This is a genomic window from Pseudomonas sp. GW821-FHT09C10, from assembly GCF_059418085.1.
In genome coordinates, this window is the sequence record NZ_JBWKPE010000013.1 from 69,869 (window position 1) to 82,935 (window position 13,067).

At 60.0% G+C, this 13,067-nt stretch carries 17 protein-coding genes; 14 read left to right on the top strand and 3 right to left on the bottom strand.

Going from position 1 to position 13,067, the window contains the following annotated elements; all coding sequences use genetic code 11:
* The first annotated feature begins 100 nt into the window (after window positions 1-100).
* The 6 genes from AC07OT_RS22850 (at window position 101) to AC07OT_RS22875 (ending at window position 3,619) form a co-directional block, all read left to right on the top strand.
* Complete coding sequence (locus AC07OT_RS22850) at window positions 101-430, top strand: ParB N-terminal domain-containing protein (RefSeq protein ID WP_495109101.1); 330 nt, start codon at window positions 101-103, stop codon at window positions 428-430.
* Window positions 431-476: 46 nt separating this feature from the next.
* Window positions 477-875: a DUF6896 domain-containing protein gene (locus AC07OT_RS22855; RefSeq protein ID WP_495109102.1), complete on the top strand. Its 399-nt coding sequence runs from the start codon at window positions 477-479 to the stop codon at window positions 873-875.
* A gap of 160 nt (window positions 876-1,035) precedes the next feature.
* Window positions 1,036-1,578, top strand: a complete 543-nt coding sequence (locus AC07OT_RS22860) for a hypothetical protein (RefSeq protein WP_495109103.1) — start codon at window positions 1,036-1,038, stop codon at window positions 1,576-1,578.
* Window positions 1,579-1,699: 121 nt separating this feature from the next.
* Window positions 1,700-2,485: a signal peptidase I gene (lepB, locus tag AC07OT_RS22865; protein ID WP_092490028.1), complete on the top strand. Its 786-nt coding sequence runs from the start codon at window positions 1,700-1,702 to the stop codon at window positions 2,483-2,485.
* The gene (locus AC07OT_RS22870) at window positions 2,482-2,886 is read left to right on the top strand and encodes a hypothetical protein (RefSeq protein WP_495109104.1); all 405 of its coding nucleotides are present in this window, start codon (window positions 2,482-2,484) and stop codon (window positions 2,884-2,886) included. Before lepB ends, AC07OT_RS22870 begins: the two co-directional genes overlap by 4 nt.
* A gap of 112 nt (window positions 2,887-2,998) precedes the next feature.
* Window positions 2,999-3,619, top strand: coding sequence for a hypothetical protein (locus AC07OT_RS22875; RefSeq protein WP_495109105.1), 621 nt, complete (start codon window positions 2,999-3,001; stop codon window positions 3,617-3,619).
* 90 nt (window positions 3,620-3,709) lie between these two features.
* On the opposite strand, the gene AC07OT_RS22880 is transcribed toward AC07OT_RS22875, so the two are convergent.
* Window positions 3,710-4,297: a hypothetical protein gene (locus AC07OT_RS22880; RefSeq protein ID WP_495109106.1), complete on the bottom strand. Its 588-nt coding sequence runs from the start codon at window positions 4,295-4,297 to the stop codon at window positions 3,710-3,712.
* A 16-nt stretch (window positions 4,298-4,313) separates the two neighbouring features.
* Window positions 4,314-4,925: a hypothetical protein gene (locus AC07OT_RS22885; RefSeq protein ID WP_408012425.1), complete on the bottom strand. Its 612-nt coding sequence runs from the start codon at window positions 4,923-4,925 to the stop codon at window positions 4,314-4,316.
* 173 nt (window positions 4,926-5,098) lie between these two features.
* Between AC07OT_RS22885 and AC07OT_RS22890 the strand changes: the two genes are divergently transcribed.
* The 7 genes from AC07OT_RS22890 (at window position 5,099) to AC07OT_RS22920 (ending at window position 10,529) form a co-directional block, all read left to right on the top strand.
* Window positions 5,099-5,680: a hypothetical protein gene (locus tag AC07OT_RS22890; protein WP_065926307.1), complete on the top strand. Its 582-nt coding sequence runs from the start codon at window positions 5,099-5,101 to the stop codon at window positions 5,678-5,680.
* Between the two features lie 39 nt (window positions 5,681-5,719).
* Window positions 5,720-6,400 carry a CsgG/HfaB family protein gene (locus AC07OT_RS22895; protein WP_027608087.1) on the top strand — a complete coding sequence of 227 codons (681 nt, stop codon included), beginning with the start codon at window positions 5,720-5,722 and terminating at the stop codon, window positions 6,398-6,400.
* Window positions 6,401-6,429: 29 nt separating this feature from the next.
* A complete protein-coding gene (locus AC07OT_RS22900) occupies window positions 6,430-6,792 on the top strand; it encodes a DUF4810 domain-containing protein (RefSeq protein WP_027608086.1) in 363 nt (120 codons plus the stop codon).
* On the top strand, window positions 6,789-7,439 hold the full coding sequence (locus AC07OT_RS22905; protein WP_495109107.1) for a DUF799 domain-containing protein: 651 nt from the start codon (window positions 6,789-6,791) through the stop codon (window positions 7,437-7,439). The genes AC07OT_RS22900 and AC07OT_RS22905 overlap by 4 nt, the downstream gene beginning before the upstream one ends.
* A 200-nt stretch (window positions 7,440-7,639) precedes the next feature.
* Entirely contained in the window at window positions 7,640-9,262 is a 1,623-nt protein-coding gene (locus AC07OT_RS22910; RefSeq protein ID WP_495109108.1) for a vWA domain-containing protein, read from the top strand.
* Between the two features lie 92 nt (window positions 9,263-9,354).
* The gene (locus AC07OT_RS22915; protein WP_253492783.1) at window positions 9,355-9,927 is read left to right on the top strand and encodes an RNA polymerase sigma factor; all 573 of its coding nucleotides are present in this window, start codon (window positions 9,355-9,357) and stop codon (window positions 9,925-9,927) included.
* Window positions 9,924-10,529, top strand: a complete 606-nt coding sequence (locus AC07OT_RS22920; protein WP_495109109.1) for a hypothetical protein — start codon at window positions 9,924-9,926, stop codon at window positions 10,527-10,529. Before AC07OT_RS22915 ends, AC07OT_RS22920 begins: the two co-directional genes overlap by 4 nt.
* 181 nt (window positions 10,530-10,710) lie before the next feature.
* On the opposite strand, the gene AC07OT_RS22925 is transcribed toward AC07OT_RS22920, so the two are convergent.
* Window positions 10,711-11,346, bottom strand: a complete 636-nt coding sequence (locus tag AC07OT_RS22925; protein ID WP_495109110.1) for a LysE family translocator — start codon at window positions 11,344-11,346, stop codon at window positions 10,711-10,713.
* 551 nt (window positions 11,347-11,897) lie between these two features.
* Here AC07OT_RS22925 and AC07OT_RS22930 point away from each other — a divergent pair.
* Entirely contained in the window at window positions 11,898-12,962 is a 1,065-nt protein-coding gene (locus tag AC07OT_RS22930) for a 2,3-butanediol dehydrogenase (protein ID WP_227432305.1), read from the top strand.
* Window positions 12,963-13,067 lie beyond the last annotated feature (105 nt).

Consider the following 13,067-nt stretch of genomic DNA (forward strand, 5'->3'; position numbering starts at 1 on the left):
GGGTGACGGTGCTCCAGCGGCGAATGGTGCGAGCTTCCAGGGTGAAAAGCCGGCAGCGGAAGCACCTAAGCCGACGAGACTTACCACGGTTACGGACGAGATGAAGGCCAATCCTTACCATCCGGATTGGCAGCGGTATGTAGGTAGTGAGCCCCGAGCGGTTGGGGCGGATGTTGTTAGCGGCGTTCCACAGGTGGTAGATCCGAAGTCCTTAATTGGAAGGCAGGGCCGAGATGAAATATCCGGGTCACAGGTGAAGCGAATGACAAAGGACATGAAGGCCAATGGGTTTGATGTAAATCACCCTATCGAGGTGGCTCACGTGAACGGGAAGTTAATCATCCTTGATGGCCACCATCGCGCGGAGGCCGCTGCGAAAGTTGGGATTAAAGATGTACCCGTCAATGTGCACAGCGTGACAAGGGGCTGATCAACTTATGCGAGAAGCTGCTGAAGCTCGGGTGAGGTACTGATTTATGAGGCCAGGTAATGTGAATTGTGCGTTTCTCTTTGCAACGCTTCAAAGTCAGTTGGTTCTTGCGTTCGCGGAGCTATATCCCAATGCAAGAGACTCTACCTGGCTCCTCGACTTTCCGAAGAGGGGAGACATGCTTGTTGATGGTGATCAATGGCAATTTCTCAGACATGGTGCAGGTATACGTTTTGAAAGAGTGTCGCGTAAACCCCATTGGGTTGTGGATGTTCATAAATGCTTTGATGAACCGAAAATAATCGATAATTGGCGAGTACTTCATTTTTTTGAGTCGTGCGGGGTAAACATGGATGAAAGCCAAGTGTCATCGTTACTACGTGAATTGTGTTTGAAAGGTCATTTGCTTGACCAAGGTAATGGACAGTTTCTATTTGTCGGCTGATTATGAGTAGATTTCCGCTTCTCGACACACATGCACCTTCGAACTGATGGCAGCGGAAAATAGGGGGCAGACCACGACTAGTGCACCAATGTATATTGGTGGTCTGCCCCTATTTTCACTCGCCAAGTGATTTTTTTGCCATAGAATCAGGGGGGTAATTATGAGTTATGAGCATAAAGCATTTATTTTTGATATTGATGGTTTCACTCGTGAGCTTAAGCCGTTGTTGGAGAGCTGTTTGCGCTCGGGAAGTATGGACCAGATGCGGGATTTCATTGTTTCTAATAGGCAGTCTCTAGTTGATCCATATGAAGGTTTTGCGTTAGAGGATGGCTGGGAAGGTATGATTGAAAGCAAGGACGTTCATCAGTATGGGGATTTCGCACTTACGAAATATTATTCGCCTACTGATGACCGAGGGCTTGGCTTATGGTGGAGTATTTCTCAAGAGCTGTTTTCTGATAAAGGTAAATTAGGTTTCTCGCCTTTTTTAGGTACGCCGTTAGGTTCGGGATCAAATTTCTTTGATCCTGGGAAAATGGGTTCTTACTTCCAGGCTCAACATGAAGTGAGCGAAAGCCTAAGTAGGGTTTTGGAGGTCGAAGGAAAAGTTTCAGATGATGCGTTTGGGGCTGTTAGAGAATTTAAAAAAATGCTTGAGCAGGCGATAGACGAAAAAAGAGGGGTGTATATAACTTTTTAAGAATCAGGGTCAGACCACCGTCACAATCCTTCGCCAGTTAACAGCGATCAAAGGTTATGTGGATTGGCGAGCCCAGCAGTAATATGCGCGGCGCCAGCATTTGCATTATTAAGGACGATCAATGAAACCCGCAAAATTCTCCCTCCAGGCCTTCCTGATGGCCTGCCTCATACCCGGCTGGGGTTTGGTGTATGTAGGCCGCACGCAGTGGGGTATCCGGGTCGCAGCGTTGTTGCTCGGCGGGGTCGCGCTGATGGGCGCCTTGGGGTTGGTCACCACACCCCTTGGGCTGTATGCATTCTTCGCTTTCGTCATCACGGTCAAATTGACCTCTGCCATCGTGTCCGCCGTGTTGGCCCGTCGCTACAGCGGTCCGCCCAATGTGCCGCGTAAACGCTTCCATGCTCTTTACGTCGGTGTGGTGGTGATCCTGGTGCTGACGCTCGACGTCTTTCGGGTGCCGTTGCTGGGCTTCAAAAACTATTACATTCCGTCGGGGTCGATGGTGCCGACGTTGTCGATTGGCGACTACATCATGTCTGACCTGCGGGCTGGCGTGCCCAAAGTGGGGGATATCGTGGTGTATCGCTGGAACGGCACCGAGGCGGTCAAACGGGTAGCGGGAATCGGTGGTGACACTCTGGCCATCGTCCATGGCGAGTTGATCCGCAACGGTGAGAACCTGGGTTTGTTTCACGCACCGGCTGAGCGCGTCAAAAAGGACTACTCCCTTGAGTTGGCGCCACTCCAGGTAGCGCCGGGGCATGTGTACCTGTTGGGCGACAACCGTGATGTCAGCAACGACAGCCGCTTCATGGGGCAGGTCGCGGTTGAGGATGTGGTAGGCAAGGTCACCGGCATCTGGTTCTCGAATGAACGAGCGCGTATCGGGACGACGTTTCCATGAGCTTTTCGAGTATCGGCTGTCGGATCGCCCAGTGGCTGTGCCTGCTGCTGATGTGCGTCAGCGCTATCGCATTCATCCTGGCCTGGGCCTACCTCGATCGTGATTCGTCGTGGTTGGGCACGGCCGCGGCGGGTTTCGTCTGGGGTGGCATCGGGTTGTTGTTCGCGTATGTGTTTGAACGGTCTCGTACCGCCGCCGCCACGCTTCGATTCATGCTGACTTGCACATCGGCGTTGCTGGTGTTTGCGGCCGGGGTGGCCTATCTGGTTGGCCTGCTGTGGGTCGGGCCGGAGCAGGACTTTATGGACGCTCAGCTAAAGGGCGCGTCGTGCGGTAAGTACACGGGCACGATTGAGAAAGGGTGGGAGCAAATCTGCGCCCGTTCAAACACCGTGAGTTGATGCCAACGGCATGATGCTCAAAGCCCTGTATGCGTGTTAACCGATTTATCCCGTTACTGCAGAAGCAAACTCGCTCCCACCCACCCATTATTTAGACCCAAGGAAGCTGTCAATGAAACTGCATCGTCTGTTTATCTCACTCACTGCAATGGCGACCTGCACCAGCAGCTTCGCCGCGGCGCCTGCCCTGCAAAGTTTTCTCGCCTGCGACCAGAACTCCCTGGCGGTGGTAAGCCAGCCAGGGCTCAAGGAGCGTGTTGCCCATAAGCTGGAGAACGGCAAGATCACCCTCAGCGGCGGCACAAAATCCGATATGGGCCAGCGCTGGATGTTCGACACGCCACTGACGCTTGACGGTATGACCTTGACCGGCTTTTTCGCCGAAGACCAGGACCTGATGGGCTCGCGCATCATCAACTGGGGCTTCTACACCGAGCAGGCGCCCGACGCGCTTTACGCACAGCTGAGTAAAGTACCGGGTACGGCGTTGGAGAAAGCCAACGGTATCTACGCGCGTGCGCAGATCTGGTCGCACAAGCAATCAGCCTGGGTGCCGGAAGGCGGCGATGACAACGCGGGCAAGCTGGTCACCGATACGGCCGAACGCATCTTGATGGTCGAGCCCGCACCCGGTGACCTGGCCAAGACCAGCAATGGCATGATCACCTGCTCGGTTCAGGGCGCGGTGAGCGCAGCGATGCTCAAGACCTCTCGACCTGACCTGATCAAGTGAGCTGAGGCTGGCAACGATACCGCGGGAATGTTGAATGCCTGCGGTGTTCTCCGGTTTTTCGCGAGCAAGCTCGCTCCTACAGGGGCGGGGTTACAGCAACTTGCGCTGCACCGCTTCATCCAGCGTACTGCGCGTCAGCGCCTCGACCACTTCCCGCGTGTCTGCCTGGAACGGGATGCCCACGATCAGTACCAGGTGCATCCAGGTGCGCACTGATTCGCTCTTTTTGACGCGGCCCAGCTCCTTGCCATCCTTGTCCTTGAACACTGTCTCCAGGGTGAAGGTGTTTTTCGCTGTGCTCGGGATGATGAAGAACGTCGCGCCGGTGATGATCGCCGAGGCCATGCTGAACTGTTCGTTGTTGTGCAGCGTGGCATCGACGTAGATATCCGAGTCGACCTTGTCAGTGCTCACCCGCGAGAAACGGTTGGACTGGCGAAACGAATCGGCCACGGCCTTTTCCCACAACACCACCGGGGCGCCGACTGCCGCGTTGCCCGGGCCGCCGTTGACGTGGTTCTGCGCGGTGGTGTGCACGTATGCCGTGGGCTTTTGCGCCGGCGCGTTGGCGGTCGGTGGCCAGGTCTGTACGGCGGGCAATTCGTGCTGCGAGTAAGACACGCAGCCAGTCAGCAGGACGGCGGCGAGTACCAGGCTGTGTTTGATCAATCCTTTCATGCATCACTCCTTGAAATTACGGTTTGGCCAGGTTGGCGGTGGCGGTGTCGAGCAGTTGCCCGACCAGTTTGGTCAGCTGTTGGCCGCCCATCGACGGTGCCCAGTATTGGCCGCTGTAAAGCCCGACGTTGTGTTCGAATTTGATCGAATCCTTGGCCTTGGCCAGTTCCTTGCCGTTGCGGTCGACGATCACCAGGTCGCCGGCCACCTCGAAGCTGTCCACGTAGATCGGGCCGTTGACCCAGATCCAGATGGTCAGCGTCAGCAGCGCGCCGGGTACGTACGCCGGGTGTGGCGCGCGATGGCCCTTGAGGGCGGTCATGTTGAATTTGAGCGTCACGTCCTGCTCGCCCAGGCGCACCGGGTACTCGGTGACCTGCTTGAAGTAACCCCCGGTACGCACATACTGAGTGATCTGGGCCGTCAGGGAGCTGCTGATGGCGGCCTTGTTGGCTTCGTTGACGTCGGCGGCGCTCACCGTCACATCGGCGATTTGTGCACTGCGCGGGCTGCTGACAGCGACCGGGTGGAGCGGGGCGGCGATGGGGCCGGTGACGGTGTAGGAAACGCAGCCGGTCATCGACAGCGCAGCGATCAGGGCCGTAGCCCGAAGCAGAGTGTTAAGCACGCAATGTCCCTATAAGTGAGCAAGCCAAGTTACTGTTTCGACCCGTATCCCCATAACTTGAGGGAATGTGCGCCACCGCACGGCAACCGACGAAACACCTTGAGAACCGCTCTCAACCCCGTAAAATGCCGCGATTGTTTAAAGCACGATACTTTTCAGGGACGAATCCAGACATGCGCATGTTTGCCGTATTCCTCGTCGCCTGCCTGATGGCGGGCTGCGCCTCCAAGCCGGAGTACTACATCTCGCCGGCACCGGTCACCATTCCCAAGAACGCCACGTACTGGCTCGACACGTTTGATGTTGAGGTGGTGGGCAAGAACGAGCGCTTCCTGCCGGATGACAAGGTTCGCCAGCAACTCGGTGTCGATCTGGTCGACCGCCTGCTCAGCGCCAAGCGTTATGCATCCAGCAAGGAAAAAGCCGATTACCTGTTGGATATCAGCATCGTCTACACGCGCCATATCCCCGACTCAAAAGGCGGTCTCTCGACGTTGATCGTTGATGACAACACCATTCTGGCCGCTGTCGATTTCAGCTATCGGGTCAAGGTCAAGAAGGGCGCTGGCGAGGTCCTGCATTTTGCCAAGACGCGAAACAACCTTGTGCCTGCCGGCGTGATGGGTGAAGCGCAAAAATGGAAAACCATGGGCGGGATCATCACCAACTCCGGTAACTCGAGCGTCGAGCGTTTTTATACCGGCGTGTTGAGCCGCGACATCGTCGATGATCTGCGCGACATCCCGTCTCGCTAACGTTGCCCACTACCGATTTACCACCCCCAGGAGCACCCCGTGAACACACTGTCCAAAATCCTGCTGTCCGGCCTCACCGCCGCAGCGCTGTTGACCGTGGCCGGTTGCGCCACGGAGAGCAACCGCGCCATGCCGGTGGAACAGGTCGCCAGCGCCAACGTCGCCTATTCCGGCGTGCGTGTGCCCATCGCCGTGGGCAAGTTCGATAACCGCTCCAGCTACATGCGCGGCATCTTCTCCGACGGCGTCGACCGCCTCGGTGGCCAGGCCAAGACCATCCTGATTACCCACCTGCAGCAGACCAACCGCTTCAGCGTGCTGGATCGCGACAACATGGGTGAAATCTCCCAGGAAGCCGCGATCAAGGGCACTGCGCAGAAGCTCAAGGGCGCTGACTACGTGGTGACCGGCGACGTGACCGAATTCGGCCGCAAAGAGACCGGCGACCGCCAGCTGTTCGGCATCCTCGGCCGTGGCAAGACCCAAGTGGCCTACGCCAAGGTCGCACTGAACATCGTCAACATCAGCACTTCCGAAGTGGTGTATTCCACCCAGGGCGCCGGTGAGTACGCGCTGTCCAACCGTGAAGTGGTCGGCTTCGGCGGCACCGCCAGCTACGACTCCACCCTCAATGGCAAGGTCCTCGACCTGGCCATGCGCGAAGCCATCAACCGCCTGGTCGACGGCATCAACGCCGGCGCCTGGAACCCGCGCAACTGATCAACAGCACCTCAAGGAGCAGTACACGGATGAGCAAGGCAGTGAAGTTGGCGCTGATGCTGACAGCGATCGCGGCGGTCGCCGGGTGCCACACGGCGCCCCAGCCCCTGTATCAATGGGAAAGCTACCAGCCGCAGGTTTACGAGTACTTCAAGGGCGAGCCCAAGGAAGCGCAGGTCGAGGCGCTGGAGCGTGATCTGCAAAAGATCAACGCCAGCGGCCGCAAGGCGCCGCCGGGTTACCACGCGCACCTGGGCATGCTGTACCTGAGCATGGGCAAGGATGACCAGATGGTGCAGGAGTTCCGCACCGAGAAGGCGCTGTTCCCCGAGTCTGCTTCGTACATGGACTTCCTGCTGAAAAACGCCAAGACCGGAGTGGCCACTAAATGAGCCTGTTGAAACTCACCGGTGCCTTGCTGGCCCTGGCTTTGCTCGGCGGTTGCGCAGTGCCCAAGACCATTGACTACACGGCGTACAAGCAGGCGCGGCCCAAGTCGATCCTGGTACTGCCGCCGCTCAATGAGTCGCCGGAAGTGCAGGCCTCGTACAGCCTGGTCTCGCAAGTGACCTACCCGCTGGCCGAAGCCGGCTACTACGTGCTGCCGATTGCCCTGGTGGACGAAACCTTCCGCCAGAACGGCCTGACCACCGCCAACGATATCCAGGGCGTGCCACCGGCCAAGCTGCATGACATCTTCGGCGCGGACGCGGCGCTGTACATCACCGTCAGCGAGTACGGCACCAAGTACATGCTGATTTCCAGCGACACCGCCGTGACCGCCTCGGCCAAACTGGTGGACCTGCGCACCGGCACCACCCTGTGGACCGGTTCGGCGCGGGCCTCCAGCGAGGAAGGCAACAACAACAGCGGCGGCCTGGTGGGCATGCTGATCACCGCGGCGGTCAAGCAAGTGATCAACAGCTCCACCGATGCGGCGCACCCGATTGCCGGCATCACCAGTGCACGCCTGCTGACGCCGGGCCAACGCGCGGGGATCCTGTACGGCCCGCGTAACCCGAAGTACGGCACGGACTGATATCCGGATTCTGAGAACACCACAGACCAACTGTGGGAGGGGGCTTGCCCCCGATGGCGGTGGTTCAGTCAAACATGTACTGACTGATCTACCACCATCGGGGTGTAGCCCCCTCCCACATTTGAATCAGAGTTAACCCGAACCACCCGCACCTTGCGTCTGACCTTGTGAACGGATCATTCATTCACGAGGTTCAGCCCATGTCCCGTCCTCTGCTCTTCCTGCGTCCTGCTGCCCAAGGCTTTGCCGTCACCCTGGTGGTGGCGCTGGCCGGTTGTGGGCTGTCCTCATCCCCTGAGTTGACCAAACCGGCCGAGCCCGTCGCCGAGTTGCAACGCGCGTCGCCCCAGGGCGCCTTGGTCAAGCGCATGGCAATGCCTGCGCCAATGCGCATGCAGGAATCAGCGGCGATGGATTACCGCAGCGAACCCCGCGAGCAATACGCCAACCTGCCGGACAACCCGGTGCATCGCGTGGCCGAGACGCCGGTGTCCACCTTCAGTGTGGATGTCGACACAGGCAGCTACGCCAACGTCAGACGCTTCCTCAACCAAGGCAGCCTGCCGCCCGAAGGCGCTGTGCGACTGGAGGAAATGGTCAACTACTTCCCCTACAACTACGCCTTGCCCACCGACGGCTCACCGTTTGGCGTGACCACCGAAGTCGCCGCCACGCCGTGGAACCCGCATACCCAACTGCTGCGCATCGGCCTCAAGGCGTCCGACAGCGCCGTGGCGGACCTGGCGCCGGCCAACCTGGTGTTCCTGGTGGATGTGTCCGGCTCCATGGACCGCCGCGAAGGCTTGCCGCTGGTGCAAAGCACCCTGAAATTGCTGGTGGACCAGTTGCGTGATCAGGATCGGGTTTCATTGGTGGTGTATGCCGGTGAGTCCCGCGTGGTGCTCAAGCCTACGTCGGGTCGCGACAAGGCCAGGATCCGCAATGCCATCGATCAACTCACCGCCGGCGGTTCCACGGCAGGCGCATCCGGTATCGAACTGGCCTACCAGATGGCCCGCGAAGGCTTTATCGACAAGGGCATCAACCGCATCCTGCTGGCCACCGACGGTGACTTCAATGTGGGCGTCAGCGACTTCGACAGCCTCAAGCAAATGGCCGTCGAGCAGCGTAAAAGCGGGGTGTCCCTGACCACCCTCGGCTTCGGTGTGGATAACTACAACGAACACCTGATGGAACAACTGGCGGATGCCGGCGATGGCAATTACGCCTATATCGACAACCTGCGCGAAGCCCGCAAGGTGCTGGTGGACCAGCTCAGTTCAACCCTGGCGGTGGTCGCGCGGGATGTGAAAGTGCAGGTGGAATTCAACCCGGCACAGGTCAGCGAGTATCGACTGCTGGGCTATGAAAATCGCGCCCTCAAGCGTGAGGATTTCAACAACGACAAAGTCGATGCCGGTGAGATCGGCGCAGGGCATACCGTGACCGCCCTGTATGAAATTGTGCCGAAGGGCCAGAAGGGCTGGTTGGAGCCATTGCGCTACGCCACTGCGCCTGCGGCCGAAGGTAAATCCGATGAACTGGCGATGCTGCGCGTGCGCTACAAGCCCGCCACGGGCGGTGACAGCCGCTTGATCGAACGGCCCATCCGCCACGAAACCACCCAGGCCAGCGACGACCTGCGCTTCTCGGCGGCGGTGGCCGCCTTCGCCCAACAGCTCAAGGGCGATGGCCGCTACACTGGCAGCATGAGTTTGAAGGACACCGCCGCATTGGCCCGCTCGGCCCGGGGCGATGACCCCTTTGGTCTGCGCAACGAGTTCGTGCAACTGGTGGAACTGGCCCAAAGCCTGAAACCCTGATCTCAAACAGGACACTGATCAAATGTGGGAGGGGGCTTGCCCCCTCCCACACTTGAACAGCGTTAAATTTATAAAAGGAGTTCGCCCCCTGCATGGCTGTTCCAGATGATCCATCCAGCGACGAATCGCTGCTGGCCCGTTACCGCACCGGTGACGCCGCCGCGTTCGAAGCCTTGTACGCGCGGCATCGCCAAGGCCTCTACCGCTTCCTCGTGTCCCTGAGCAACAAGGCCGAACTGGCCGAGGAAATCTACCAGGACACCTGGCTCAGCCTGATCCGCAGCAATACCCAGCCACAAGGCCGGGCGAGTTTTCGTACATGGCTGTTCCAGATCGCCCGCAACCGCCTGATCGACCACTGGCGCAAGCACGGCATCCACAACCCGCTGCACGACAGCTACGATGAGCAATTGCACGCCCAGGCCGACGACAGCGCCGGCCCCGAGCAACAGCTGAGCCTGAGCCGCGACCAGGCGCGCCTCGACGCCGCCCTGCAAGACTTGCCCGAAGACCAGCGCGAAGTCTTCCTGCTGCGCCTGCACGGCGACCTCGACGTGCCGCAAATCGCCGCCCTCACCCAAGCCCCGCTGGAAACCGTCAAAAGCCGCCTGCGTTACGCCCAGCAGAAACTGCGCCGCCTGCTGGCCGAGGAGATACTTGCATGACCGACTCCCGACACACGCCCGACACCGACGACGTGCTGCTCCAGCATTACCGTCAACACAGCACCGGCGAGCCGCCCGCGTCCCTCGACGCCTTCATCCTCAACACCGCCCGCCGCGAAGCCCCGGCACCGCAACCGAGCCTGTGGCAACGCTGGCTGCACGCCTGCCAACGCCCGCGCTGGCAAATGGCATTCGCCACAGTGGCCGGCTTGGCGCTGATGATCGGCGTGGTCACGCGCTCGCCCGTGCCGCAACCTGAAATCTCCACGGCGACCTTCTCCGCCATGCACGAGGAAACCGCCCGCCCGGCACCGCAAGCGTTGTCCGCACCGGCGCCGATGGCGCGCATCGCCGCCGCGCCCAAGGCTGAAAGTGCGCCGGTTCAGGCTGAGATGGCAGGTGCGCTGGCAGATGAATCGAGCGCCAGGCTCAGCAAGCGCGCACCGTCAGCGTTGCCGTCGCTGGAGCAAGAGTTACAGTCGATCGTGCGCTTGCGTGAAGCGGGTGAAAGCAAAGCCGCGGATGAAAAATTGCTGGCGTTGCACGCGCGCTTCCCCGAGGAAGACCTGCCCGCACGGCTGGAGGCGCTGCGCAAGCACTGACCAAGAAAGAATGGGCCACCGGTAATCTGTGGTGAGCGGGCTTGCCCCGCGCTGGGGTGCGAAGCACCCCCAATGAAGACAAATGCGGTATACCCGATAGCGCACAGCGTCTGGTTTTGGGGCTGCTGCACAGCCCAACGCGGGGCAAGCCCGCTCACCACAGTGCCCTCAAGCCCCGTCTTCAACGCCGCGCATCAAAAACCATGCGCACCGCCAGGCCAGCCAGCACCGTCCCCATCAGCCAGCGCTGCACCAGCTGCCATACCGGCTTGGCCGCCAGAAATGTCGCGATGGAACCGGCCATGATGGCGATCACGGCATTGACGCTCACACTGATCATGATCTGGGTAAAACCCAGCACGATGGATTGCGTCAGCACGCTGCCGTGGCCGGTGGGGGTGATGAATTGGGGCAGCAATGACAGATACATCACCGCGACTTTCGGGTTCAACAAGTTGGTCACAAAACCCATCATGAACAGCTTACGTGGGCCGTCCCTGGGCAAATCACGCACATGAAACGCCGAGCGCCCGCCGGGCTTGACCGCTTGCCAGGCGAGGTACAACAGGTAGAGCGCGCCGCCGAGCCTGAGCGCGTCATACGCATACGGCACTGCCATCAGCAGCGCGGTAATACCCAGCGCCGCGCACAGCATGTACACGACGAAACCCAGCGCCACACCGCCCAGTGAAATCAACCCAGCCAGCGGCCCCTGGCAGATCGAGCGCGAAATCAGGTAGATCATGTTCGGGCCGGGCGTCAGCACCATGCCAAGGGAAATCAGACCATACGCCAGCAGGCTCGACAGTTCGGGCATGGGTTAACTCCTGTAGGTTGAGCGCGTCGTTGCGCAGGTTGGATGCGCCTGATGGTAGGGCGGGAGCAGGGCGCGCGTTAGATACAGATCGGCTGACAAAACGTCATACAGGTGGCTTGGGCCGCTTGAGCACCCTTGGTTGGCGCCGGTCCGTCAGTTAAGGGCGAACACCCTACTTGTGGTGATCGGGCTTGCTGTGGTGATCGGGCTTGTTGTGGTGAGCGGGCTTGCCGCGCGCTGGGGTGCGAAGCGCCCCTATTGAAGACGACTGAGGTGTATCAGGCACGCCCCTGGCATCAACGCTTGCAGTGAGACGCAACGTCTCACGGTCTCGTCGCTACCGCGTGCGATCTGGCATGGCGCGTCTCGTTTGACCTCAATGCCGGCCACCCTTGGGGGTTCATTCGGCGGCTCTAGGAGAGGGGCGTCCAGGCGTTTTTGCACAGCTGGCACCGGCCTTGCTCTAGCCCCTGGCAACCCACCCGGCGCGCCAGTGCCAACCGTTTCAAGGAGACTTCGCTATGAGCCTTTCGAGCAACTCGCAACGCAGCATGCGTGCCGCTGTCTGGCACGGTCGTAACGACATCCGCGTCGAAGACGTGCCGCTGCCCGTTTCGCCGCCTGCCGGTTGGGTGCAGATCCGCGTGCAATGGTGCGGCATTTGCGGCTCCGATCTGCATGAGTACGTGGCCGGCCCGGTGTTCATTCCGGTCGACGCCCCGCACCCGCTGACCGGGATCAAGGGCCAGTGCATTCTCGGTCATGAGTTTTGTGGCGAGATCGTCGAACTCGGTGCCGGCGTGCAGGGTTTCAGCGTCGGCGAGCCGGTGGCGGCCGATGCCTGCCAACATTGCGGTACCTGCTACTACTGCACCCACGGGCTGTACAACATTTGCGAGAACCTGGCCTTCACCGGCCTGATGAACAACGGCGCCTTCGCCGAGCTGGTCAACGTGCCCGCCAACCTGCTGTACAAGCTACCGGCGAACTTCCCCGCTGAAGCCGGAGCGCTGATCGAGCCTCTGGCCGTCGGCATGCACGCGGTTAAAAAAGCCGGAAGCCTGCTCGGGCAAAACGTCGTGGTGGTCGGTGCCGGCACCATCGGCCTGTGCACCATCATGTGCGCCAAGGCGGCGGGCGCGGCCCAGGTGATCGCGCTGGAAATGTCCGGCGCGCGCAAGGCCAAGGCCCGGGAAGTGGGGGCGACCCATGTGCTCGATCCGAATGAATGCGACGCCCTGGCCGAGGTCCGCCGCCTGACCGGCGGGCTCGGCGCGGACGTCAGTTTCGAATGCATCGGCAACAAACACACGGCCAAACTTGCCATCGACCTGATCCGCAAGGCTGGCAAGTGCGTACTGGTGGGCATCTTCGAAGAACCCAGTGAATTCAACTTCTTCGAGCTGGTGGCCACGGAAAAACAGGTACTCGGCGCGCTGGCCTACAACGGGGAGTTCGCCGACGTGATCGCGTTTATCGCGGATGGGCGGCTGGACATCTCGCCATTGGTCACGGGGCGCATTCAGTTGGAGCAGATCGTGGGGCAGGGCTTTGAGGAGCTGGTTAAAAACAAGGAACACAATGTGAAGATCATTGTGTCGCCTGCCAGGGTCTGACGCGCACGCTGACCGCCGCAGTCTTTGCCCCGCTCCCGACTCCCCAAGCAAGACAGAGAAGGGTAGTGGGGGCGTGTGGGCACGACTGAAAAACTCGGCCCGTCG

Excerpts from the sequence above, each read along its gene's own strand:
- AC07OT_RS22860 (WP_495109103.1), top strand. The coding sequence starts at position 1,036 with ATGAGTTATGAGCATAAAGCATTTATTTTTGATATTGATGGTTTCACT.
- lepB (WP_092490028.1), top strand. The coding sequence starts at position 1,700 with ATGAAACCCGCAAAATTCTCCCTCCAGGCCTTCCTGATGGCCTGCCTC.
- AC07OT_RS22875 (WP_495109105.1), top strand. The coding sequence starts at position 2,999 with ATGAAACTGCATCGTCTGTTTATCTCACTCACTGCAATGGCGACCTGC.
- AC07OT_RS22850 (WP_495109101.1), top strand. The coding sequence starts at position 101 with ATGAAGGCCAATCCTTACCATCCGGATTGGCAGCGGTATGTAGGTAGT.
- AC07OT_RS22920 (WP_495109109.1), top strand. The coding sequence starts at position 9,924 with ATGACCGACTCCCGACACACGCCCGACACCGACGACGTGCTGCTCCAG.
- AC07OT_RS22910 (WP_495109108.1), top strand. The coding sequence starts at position 7,640 with ATGTCCCGTCCTCTGCTCTTCCTGCGTCCTGCTGCCCAAGGCTTTGCC.
- AC07OT_RS22925 (WP_495109110.1), bottom strand. The coding sequence starts at position 11,346 with ATGCCCGAACTGTCGAGCCTGCTGGCGTATGGTCTGATTTCCCTTGGC.
- AC07OT_RS22905 (WP_495109107.1), top strand. The coding sequence starts at position 6,789 with ATGAGCCTGTTGAAACTCACCGGTGCCTTGCTGGCCCTGGCTTTGCTC.
- AC07OT_RS22855 (WP_495109102.1), top strand. The coding sequence starts at position 477 with ATGAGGCCAGGTAATGTGAATTGTGCGTTTCTCTTTGCAACGCTTCAA.
- AC07OT_RS22900 (WP_027608086.1), top strand. The coding sequence starts at position 6,430 with ATGAGCAAGGCAGTGAAGTTGGCGCTGATGCTGACAGCGATCGCGGCG.
- AC07OT_RS22930 (WP_227432305.1), top strand. The coding sequence starts at position 11,898 with ATGCGTGCCGCTGTCTGGCACGGTCGTAACGACATCCGCGTCGAAGAC.
- AC07OT_RS22870 (WP_495109104.1), top strand. The coding sequence starts at position 2,482 with ATGAGCTTTTCGAGTATCGGCTGTCGGATCGCCCAGTGGCTGTGCCTG.
- AC07OT_RS22880 (WP_495109106.1), bottom strand. The coding sequence starts at position 4,297 with ATGAAAGGATTGATCAAACACAGCCTGGTACTCGCCGCCGTCCTGCTG.
- AC07OT_RS22890 (WP_065926307.1), top strand. The coding sequence starts at position 5,099 with ATGCGCATGTTTGCCGTATTCCTCGTCGCCTGCCTGATGGCGGGCTGC.
- AC07OT_RS22915 (WP_253492783.1), top strand. The coding sequence starts at position 9,355 with ATGGCTGTTCCAGATGATCCATCCAGCGACGAATCGCTGCTGGCCCGT.